Consider the following 8,479-nt stretch of genomic DNA (forward strand, 5'->3'; position numbering starts at 1 on the left):
CGCTGCGATCTCCGGCATCAAGCGCCACGTATCAGTCGCGTTTCAGTGCATCCGGGTCGAGCATCACCGACCCGTCAGGCCCCCAATTGACGCGCGTGATGCCAGGCTCCAGCGCTTCAAGACGCCTGCGCTCGAAATCCTCGGCGCTGAGTCGGCCCTGCTGGAGTCGAGCCTCGTCGGCCATCCGCTGCGTTTCGTTCTGCAGTTCCTGGTACGCCAGCGCTTGCGCAATGGTTGCCACCAGATCGTAATCGTTCCACGGCTTGGCGATGAAGCGCACGATGCCGGCCTCGTTGATCGCGGCGATCAGGCCATTCAGATCGGCGTAGCCGGACAGAATCAGTCGTGCCGCGTTCGGTTGCAGTTCCCGAAACTCCTTCAGGAAGGCGACGCCGTCCATGCCCGGCATCCGGTAATCCGAAAGAACCAGGTCGTAGGGCGTCTCGAAGGCTTTTTCAAGCGCCTGCAAGGGGTCGTTACAGGTGTCTACGGTCAGCGGAAACGTTTTGCCACCCGCCGAGCAGGGCGTCATCGCCAGCAGTCTGCGCAGCGATTTGAGAATGTTCTCTTCGTCGTCGACGATCAGGATGCGGGACATTTACGTGCTCCTCGGCGAAGCTGAAGTGGCGCTAGATGGCGGTGCGGATGTGCAGCACGAGCGACAGGCCTTCACGCTTGGCGTAGGACTGGATCTCGCGCACCAGATTGGCGTCGAGCAGGTAGTCGGCGGCCAGCAGCAAGCTGCCGTCGCGCGCCATCAGGTCGCGCGCCAGGACCATCCCGACCTTGAGCTGTCCGACCGGAATCCGGGATGTCTGGCCGGGGTCTTCGTGGGGCGCACCGAGAAGTTCGAGCAGCGCGTCGATCACCGTCGGGCAGTAACGCTTGCCGCGCGATTTCACCAGCAGGGTCTTGGCGTCTTCGGCGCTGAAGCGCTTCTCGGACAAGGTGCCGATCTGCAGTCCGTCATAGTCGTTGGCGACCGCCAGGATGCGCGCACCCAAAGGGATGCCCAGCCCTGCCGTACCGTCAGGAAATCCTTGCCCGTCAAAGCGCTCGTGATGCGCCCGGATCAGATCGGCGGCGTTCTTGAGATCGGCCAGGGGCATCAGGGCATTGGCACCGGCCAGGCTGTGCTTGCGGTAGCGTCCCAGTTCCTCGGCGTTCAACTTCGGGACCGGCTTGGCAAACATCGCGTCGGAGAAGCCTATCTTGCCGATGTCGTGCAGCAGGCCGGCGATGAAAACATCCTGCTGCGCTTTCGCGTCGAGTCCCAGCTGGATCGCCAGCTTGCGCGACATGTCGGCGACGCGGCGAGCGTGTCCGCCGCCTGAGCCTTCGCGCAGTTCCATCAGCGCCGAGAATACCTTTATCGAGACCAGAAAACTCTGCTTGAGCGTGTCGTTGGCGAGATTGAGGAAGCCATTGACCTGCTCCAGTTCGACGGTGCGTTCCCTGACCCGTGCCTCGAGGCCGGCATTGAGTGCCTTCAGTTCGTCGTTCTGGGTCCGGGTCAGGGCCAGCAGTCGCGCATTCTCGTTCTGCAGCTGCTGCCGTTCCAGGGCGTCACGGACAATCAGCACGATGTCGTTGTCGTCCCACGGCTTGGAAATATAGCGGTAGATCTCGCCCTTGTTGATCGCATTGACGGTCGCCGCGATGTCTGCGTAACCAGTGAGCAGGATGCGGATCACGCGTGGCCAGCCGGCCCGCACCTTTTCAAGGAACTGGGCGCCGTCCATCTCCGGCATGCGCATGTCGGAAATCACCAGATCGATGTTTTCGCGGCCGAGCAGGTCGAGTCCCCCGGCGCCGCTTTCGGACGTCAGAATGCGGTATCCGCAGGGGCGGAACAGCCGCCGCAAGGCGCTGAGGATCGACGGTTCGTCATCGACCAGGAGCAGTGTCTGCGGGCTTGCGGGCGAAGTCTGTTCGCTCATCTTCTTGCGCCATTCATTTCAGGTTTTCCGTGGACCGGCAGCACGACGTCCAGCGCGCCGGTGTTCCGATGGCGCTGGCCAGCATTGTACTTTACCGCATTCGCTGGCCCGGTTGAATGGCTTGTCGGCGCTCTTGCCGCTCGATCGCAAGCCGGCAGGAAGCCGCCTTGACGGCTGTGGTCGGCAACAGCCGCAGGCACCGCCACAACCGGCGCGGGACGGCCGGCTTTTCTCCAGACCGTTGGCGACGCGTCGCGATGAGCCGCCGCCAATAGTTTTGTTACACTGAAGGCGGGAGAGTATTGTTCGGGCATTCGACGTCGGGGGCTGTTCGGCATGGAAGATCCAGTGTATGTTGAACCGGCACAGCTGGCGATCGGCATGTTCGTGATCCTCGACCTGTCGTGGCTCGAACATCCGTTCAGCTTCAACAGCTTCCTCATTCAGGGCGAGGATCAACTGGCCACGCTGCGTGGCCTGGGGCTGCATCGAGTCCGGATCGATCCCCTGCGTAGCCAGCTGGTGCTGCCACCGACGCCGGTCCCGACTTCAGCCGATCCGCCAGCCCCGGGGTTGCCGCTGGCGCGGGATCCCAAACCGCAGGTGATCCTGGACGAGAAGGCCTTGCGCAGCGAACGCAACCGGGTATTGCGGTCGAGTATCGCGAACGCTGAAAAGCAGGCCGTGAAGGCGGCGAGGCTCGTCCGTCAGACCACCCGGCAGCTTCTGGTGGAACCGGCCAAAGCGACTGCCAGGGTCATCGAGCTGGTCACCGGGATCGCCGATTCATTGCTTGGCAACAGCCAAATGATGGTGCACCTGCTTGGCGACAAAGGTGTCGGCGACGCGTCCTATCATCACTCGCTGAACGTTGCGGTGCTGGCGCTGGTTCTCGGCAAGGCGATGGAGGTCGACGCCGACACCTTGCGGGCGATCGGGGTGGCAGCGATATTTCACGATCTCGGCATGGCGGAGGTGCCGCCCGGCGTGCGGCTCAAGAGTGGCGCGCTGACGCAGGCCGAAGAGGCGTTGATGCGCGAGCACTGCGAAGTCGGCGCCAGGATGGCCTTGCGTTGTGGTTTGCCCGAGGCGGTCGCCGCCGCCATCCTTCAGCATCACGAGCGGCTGGACGGCAGCGGTTACCCGTATCACCTGTCCGGCGGCCAGATTGGCCAGATAGCGCGGGTGGTGGCGATCGTCAATCACTATGATCATCTGTGCAATCCGCCTCATGCCGCAGCGGTCGTGACCCCCTATGAGGCCCTGTCCACGATGTTTGCCAGGAACAGGAGCTGGTTTGATACCGCCATGCTGGCCAGACTGGTGCGTGTCCTTGGCGTCTATCCCCCGGGCAGCATCGTGCAGCTTTCCTCCGGCGCAACCGGGATGGTGGTCTCGGTCAACTCGACACGGCCTTTGCAGCCGATGCTGATGGTTTATGATGCGCGGATCCCGAAAGCAGAGGCGCTGATCCTGGACCTCGAGCAGACTCCCGAGATCAGCATCACCAAGGCCTTGCGGGCAGGAGCGCTGCCGCCGGCGGTGCACGAATATCTGAGCCCGAGGAAGCGCGTAGCCTACTATTTCGGCGAGGACACGCGCGCCGACTAGGCCTCCCGGGGTGTCATTGTCCCGGGAATCGCTGCTGGCAGCGACAGCGCAAAGCAGAAGATCTGGCCAATCACCTGGCCGTCGCGTTCGTGCGGATGGGCGTGCCATTGGCAGGCCTTACCGTTCGCTAGCTCGAAGTGGCCGCTGGCGCGGGCTCCTGGCGTTGCGAAAGGCGCGAACAAGGCGCCACTGGTTTCGGCGGGGGCTGCTGAATGCGCGGCAATCGAGCGCAGGATCGACTCCCCGCCGGTTGACGAAATCAGATCTTCCGGCAGCGACCACATCTCCGTCAGCCGGCGATTGATACGCGATAGCCTGCGAGCGGCATCGAGGACCAGCAAGCCCTCCGAAGTGGCCTCCAGGACCGACGCCATTTCCGCATTCAGTTTCTCGAGCGACGCCTCAATGGTCCGCTCGTGGCGCAGATCGTGCGCCAGGACCAGGACGTACCGCAAGGGCCCGTCGGCAGCATTCGAGGTGGACTTGCGCACCGGCAGCAGGCTGCCATCGGCGTGCAGGTATTCTGTTTCAACCGCATGCAGGGCGCGGAAGCTTCCCGAAGAAATCTCGTCCCAGTAGCAATGATCGAGCGGCATGGGTTCGACTTCTTCGATCGTCTTGCCGGCCATGGCCGTCGATTCGTAGCCAAGCAGGGCGCCCGCCGCGGCGTTGGCAGCGCAGATCATCCGTGTTCGCGCATCGACCAGCAGCAGGGCGTCGGGAATGGCGTCGATGATCGCCCGGTTAAGCGCCGAGACGCGGGCCTTTTCGCTCTTCAGCTCGTAGTGGGCGAAAGCGCCGGCGATCTTCTCGCGCAGCAGGTCGTCATCCCACGGCTTGGTCAGAAATTGATAGATCGCGCCGGTGTTGATGGCATCGGTGATCGAGTTGAGTTCGGTGTAGCCGGACAGGACGATGCGGATCGTCTCGGGGTACTTCTCCTTGACTTTGCTCAGGAACTGCGAACCGGTCATGCCCGGCATCCGCTGGTCGGTGACGATCACGCCGATCGGTTCTCGTTCGAGGATGGCCAGCCCATCCTCACCACTGGTCGCCAGGTGAATGGTATAGCTGTCGCGACGAAGCATCCGCTGCAAGGATCGCAAGATGCTCTCCTCATCGTCGACCAGCAACAGGTGCCGGGCCGGCTTGCTCAACTGCTCGAAACTCACGTCCATGGTGCGCTCGCTTTCGATGGTCGCGTCGGATGCGGACGGGTTAGCCAGCTGCGCGCGGTACCGTCGCGCCCGCGGTTAACCAGCGCGGCTCTGTCCCGTAATGCGGGCCAGCGCTCTCTTGCTCGCCGCGAGAGTCCTGCCGATCGCCCCGGTCGGCGATACCGCGCCCTTGATCCTGGTGACGACGGACTTGCACGCGCGGCCCACGACCTCTCTGGTCAATAAGGCGAATCCGATGATCGTACCCGGGTTGTAGGCGACGATTCCCCAACGCTCCCGGCGGTCGCTCATCCACATCCGCTTGTATTTGTCGTCGCCGATCAGGAAGTCCACCTCCCTGACGCAATCATCGTCGATGACGTGTTGCAGGAGATGCGCGGTCAGGATCGTTCCCGGCGAGTACGAGGCAAAGTCGCCGTGGTACGCCACCTTGTAGATGCTGGCCTTCTGCTGATCGACAATCCACAGCTGCGCGGCTATGGTACGCCCATTCAGCCGGGCAATACCGAGACGGAGCATGCCCATCGCGGCGAGCTGGCGGATCAGCGACGGAACGAAATCGGGATACGGTTCCGGCTTCTTCCAACTCGCCGAATAGACTTCCTGGAATGCGGCGATGCCTTGTTCGCTCTCCCCGACCGCGGTCACGATTTCCAGCGTTCCCCCTGCCGCCGCAAACTGCTTGCATCGTCGTTTGAGTGCGCTGCGCAGGTTGGCGCTGCGCTTCCTCAGGTAGTCTTCCCAGCTGCCTTCGACCCTGAGAAACCAGTTGCCGAAACAGAAAAACTGGAACGGGATCCAGTCATTCGCCCTCAGCCCGCTGAGCAGACCCTTGTACGTCGCCGAGTCCGGGTCCATGGGCGAGAAACGCATCACATGGGCGCCGCCGTGGTCGTGGGTTGCGACAGCGAGCAGGTCTTGCAGATCGAGCGGGTCGCCCTCGTGACTCAGCAGTGGCGCATAGAGCGCGGTGTAGTAGTTGCTCAGCGACTCGATACTCTTGACCGCTCCCCTGGTGGTCAAGCGCACGGGCAGGATCACCCGGGGGGTCTTCTTTTCGGCGGTAAAGTAATAGCGCACACCCGCATCCGCCGGATAGACATTCTTTTCCAGGAGTTCGAACCAGCCGGTCGACGCCTGGAAGTTGTCTTTGGCCGCGAACTCGCCGAGGTCGTACGCCTGCAGGCCCTCGATGCTCTTGCACTGGCTGACGTTGCTGCTTGGCGCATCGCTCTCCGGCACCCGGTTCCTGATGCTCCGAAGATTTCGCCGCCAGGCCCGCAGAAGCGAGAACACCGCCGCGTTCCGGGCGCCACGGAAGATCTGGATGTTCTGAACGGTACAGGCGAAGGTGGCCCATTCCCTTTGATCGCTGGTGGCATTGGTGTAGAACTCGATGGCATTCCTCGTGCTGAGCGCGTACTGCTCTTCGATGACGCGATACAGCAGCAGCCGGCCCGGTGCGAAGCGCGCCAGCGATTCGTCGTAGGTTGTCTTCAGGAAGATCAGCATATGATCGTTCGCAATCACCAGGCGCGACGACGCCAGCCGGTCACCAATATGAAGTTCGTAGACGGCGGCCTGGTTGGTCAACGCAAAGCGCCGCAGGACGTCGAGATAGAACGCACCTTGCTCGTTGTCGCGCGAAACGGCGGTGCCCGCCTGTCCTTTCCAGCCGGCGCTCTCCATGGCGCCAAAGCGGTCTACCCCGGCGTCCATTTCCGCCGCGTCGGTCAGCCTTGTCACGCGATCAGTGCCGAACTCGGCTTCCGTTCGCCGGAAATAGCGAGCAATGTTCGCGGCGAGTTTCTTGGGGCGCTTTTCCCAGTAAGCAGGAAAACCGTTCGCCAGGTCGATCCCGATCGTTCGCGCCTGTGCTTCGACGATCAGCGGCAAGGTCACGCTGGAGAGGTCCGGAGCATAGCGTGGATCTACCGCGTACAGTTCGATCGTCCAGGCGAGCTTCGGCAGTGCGGTCAGCAGGGTTGCGAGCAGGCGAGCGTCTTCAAGCAGGACGACAGTCGCCTGTCTTTGCGCAGGACGAAAGCTCGAGTAGCGCCAAAGTCCGCTTGCGCAAAGGATCAGGCCACCCGAAAGGCCATCGCCTGTTCGGTGAACGCACAGCAGTTCGCTGCCGTCGCCGAAATGCTCCAGCAGCGCTCCGACAAAACGACTGTCGGCAAAGGGGTGCGAGTCGTACAACCGGGCATTCAGTCGGTCCCACTCGTCCGCAAACTTCCCGAACGCGGTCTTGGCGTTGTGGATTTCCCATCCCATCACTGCACTCCCTCGACTGCGTGACGCAGGGTCTTTTCAAGGGCGGCCGTCATCCAGTCCATTTGACCTTCGGTCAGCGCCTGATGGCACGGCAAGTGGAGCAGGTGCAGGCGATGGTCGCAAGAGATCTCGCACGTCGAGTCAGCCATCTCGTCCCAGCGCCAGATCGGGACCCCCAGATGCTTCAGCCAATGGAAGTGAGGGTTCGGATGGTCGATGTGCAAGGGGAACATGTAAGGCGTACAGTCTGCGGGCAGTAGCGGGAATAGCGCGCGGCAGTTGGGGACGGCGGCAACGGTCCGCACCCAGCGCTGGTAATTCTCGCGTCGGCGCTGGATGTTTTCGTCGATCGACGAATGGTCGACGACAAACCGCGAGCTGCGCAGTGAACTGGTGGTGGCGGATGCAATCGAGAAAAGCGAAGACGGGCCATCGCGGTCGATCAACTGGTCATTACCCCAGTCCAGCTTCGTGGCGCTCAGGAGCTCAAGCCGCTCGTCGATCGAAGCGCTGTCGCGGGACGGGAGCGTTCTGCCTCGGCTTCGTTCCACAGCGTTCTTGAGACCTCTCAACTCTTCGATCAGCGTTGCTGGCGTCGTTGCCACCGGGTCGAGGCGCTGCGCGTCAGCGGCGTAGAGCAGTCCGCCATCGTCGCAGGCGAAAAACTTGTAGGGACTGGAGGTCACGAAATGGCCATGGATGCCGGTGCCCGCGGCGCGAAAGTGCTCGGTAAGAAGTACATGCGAACAGTCCTCGATCAAGGCGATACCGTGATCGACGCACCATGCCTTCAAGTGCGAAAAGTCCTGGGCGATACCGAAGTAGTGCGTGGCCAGCAGCGCCTTGACCGGTCTCTGGATGGTTCCCAGAAGCCTTTCCAGCGCCATCGGGTCGGGTGACAGGTCGGCCTGAAGCGGGTACAGATGGATTTCCGCATCAAGCGCCAGGGCCGGGTCGAGCATCGTCACGCAATGATAGGCGGGAGCCAGCAGCGCCCCCTGGCGACCGATCCCGGCCAGCCTGAACGCTTCGCCAAGCGCATAGCGGCCGCGCGTGAAATGGCGGAAATGGTTTGCCGCGCAGTAGCGGGCGGGCGGCGAGAACCGCCGCGCCGGCGACGGCCAGGCGGGCGTGTCGGGCAAGGGCGAAATCAGCGGTCTTGGAAAACCGCAAGACCCGGGGTCGAAGCGCCGGAACTTCAAAGCCGACTCTTCCCGATTCCGGCCAGCCTGAGCGCTTCGCCAAGCGCGTAGCAGCCGCGGGCAGCCCCCAGCCGCAGCCCGCCGATACCGCGTGCGCCGCTCATACCAGCACCTCGACACAGGCCGGATGGCCAAGGAAAGCCTGCGGGCTGGCGGTGAAGCCGTAAGCGCCCGACTGAAAGATCACCACCAGATCGCCGGGTTGCGCGTCGGCCAGCTCCATCCGGTCGGCCAGCAGATCGAGCGGTGTGCACAGCGGGCCGACGACTGA

General features: G+C 62.9%; 6 protein-coding genes and 1 pseudogene. 1 reads left to right on the forward strand and 6 read right to left on the reverse strand.

The genetic code is table 11. The features are described 5' to 3' along the window. Positions 1-31: 31 nt before the first annotated feature. Together Q1L50_RS07830 and Q1L50_RS07835 are read right to left on the reverse strand one after the other, a co-directional pair. Positions 32-598 carry a response regulator gene (locus Q1L50_RS07830; RefSeq protein WP_300337312.1) on the reverse strand — a complete coding sequence of 189 codons (567 nt, stop codon included), beginning with the start codon at positions 596-598 and terminating at the stop codon, positions 32-34. 31 nt (positions 599-629) lie between these two features. Continuing rightward, complete coding sequence (locus tag Q1L50_RS07835; protein WP_300337314.1) at positions 630-1,940, reverse strand: HD domain-containing phosphohydrolase; 1,311 nt, start codon at positions 1,938-1,940, stop codon at positions 630-632. A gap of 336 nt (positions 1,941-2,276) precedes the next feature. On the opposite strand from Q1L50_RS07835, the gene Q1L50_RS07840 reads away from it, so the two are divergent. Beyond that, positions 2,277-3,551 (forward strand): HD-GYP domain-containing protein, encoded by a 1,275-nt coding sequence (locus tag Q1L50_RS07840; protein WP_300337316.1) that lies wholly within the window; start codon positions 2,277-2,279, stop codon positions 3,549-3,551. Here Q1L50_RS07840 and Q1L50_RS07845 read toward each other — a convergent pair. The 4 genes and pseudogenes from Q1L50_RS07845 to Q1L50_RS07860 all read right to left on the reverse strand — a co-directional run. Next, positions 3,548-4,729, reverse strand: coding sequence for a response regulator (locus Q1L50_RS07845; protein ID WP_300337318.1), 1,182 nt, complete (start codon positions 4,727-4,729; stop codon positions 3,548-3,550). The genes Q1L50_RS07840 and Q1L50_RS07845 overlap by 4 nt on opposite strands. A gap of 75 nt (positions 4,730-4,804) precedes the next feature. After that, entirely contained in the window at positions 4,805-7,006 is a 2,202-nt protein-coding gene (locus Q1L50_RS07850; RefSeq protein WP_300337319.1) for a GNAT family N-acetyltransferase, read from the reverse strand. Beyond that, positions 7,006-8,148: a DegT/DnrJ/EryC1/StrS family aminotransferase gene (locus Q1L50_RS07855; RefSeq protein ID WP_300337321.1), complete on the reverse strand. Its 1,143-nt coding sequence runs from the start codon at positions 8,146-8,148 to the stop codon at positions 7,006-7,008. The genes Q1L50_RS07850 and Q1L50_RS07855 overlap by 1 nt, the downstream gene beginning before the upstream one ends. Before the next feature lie 160 nt (positions 8,149-8,308). Beyond that, a pseudogene (locus Q1L50_RS07860) lies at positions 8,309-8,479 on the reverse strand (pyridoxal-dependent decarboxylase, exosortase A system-associated); the annotation flags it as partial.

It is taken from the genome of Accumulibacter sp., from assembly GCF_029255145.1.
Classification (GTDB): Bacteria; Pseudomonadota; Gammaproteobacteria; order Burkholderiales; family Rhodocyclaceae; genus Accumulibacter.

What these genes read in the sequence shown, in the direction of transcription:
- Q1L50_RS07840 (WP_300337316.1), top strand. Translation starts at nt 2,277, where the DNA reads ATGGAAGATCCAGTGTATGTTGAACCGGCACAGCTGGCGATCGGCATG.
- Q1L50_RS07830 (WP_300337312.1), bottom strand. Translation starts at nt 598, where the DNA reads ATGTCCCGCATCCTGATCGTCGACGACGAAGAGAACATTCTCAAATCG.
- Q1L50_RS07845 (WP_300337318.1), bottom strand. Translation starts at nt 4,729, where the DNA reads ATGGACGTGAGTTTCGAGCAGTTGAGCAAGCCGGCCCGGCACCTGTTG.
- Q1L50_RS07835 (WP_300337314.1), bottom strand. Translation starts at nt 1,940, where the DNA reads ATGAGCGAACAGACTTCGCCCGCAAGCCCGCAGACACTGCTCCTGGTC.
- Q1L50_RS07850 (WP_300337319.1), bottom strand. Translation starts at nt 7,006, where the DNA reads ATGGGATGGGAAATCCACAACGCCAAGACCGCGTTCGGGAAGTTTGCG.